This window comes from Pseudomonas sp. SIMBA_067, assembly GCF_046534675.1.
Classification (GTDB): Bacteria; Pseudomonadota; Gammaproteobacteria; order Pseudomonadales; family Pseudomonadaceae; genus Aquipseudomonas; species Aquipseudomonas putida.
The window spans coordinates 1-254 of record NZ_JAWRYH010000881.1; the positions used below are offsets into that span (position 1 = coordinate 1).

The 254-nt window shown below is 60.6% G+C and carries 1 protein-coding gene; it reads left to right on the forward strand.

What is annotated here, in order from left to right:
- On the forward strand, window positions 1-243 hold a 243-nt coding region (locus SB765_RS31745; RefSeq protein ID WP_410932772.1), incomplete at its 5' end, for an EamA family transporter.
- Window positions 244-254: the final 11 nt, after the last annotated feature.

Below are 254 nucleotides of genomic sequence, written 5' to 3' on the forward strand. Positions count from 1 at the left end.
CTGGCCTACCTGACCGTGTTCGGTTCGATCATTGCCTTCAACGCCTACATGTACCTGCTCAAGCACGTGCGGCCGGCGGCGGCGACCAGCTATGCCTATGTGAACCCGGCAGTGGCCGTGTTGCTGGGGATCGTGTTTGTCGGTGAGACCATCGGCATGGAAGAAGCCTTGGCAATGCTGGGGATCATCAGCGCGGTGCTGTTGATCAGCCTGCCCCAGTGGCGAAAGCCCCGGCCGGAATAAGGTAAACTGCG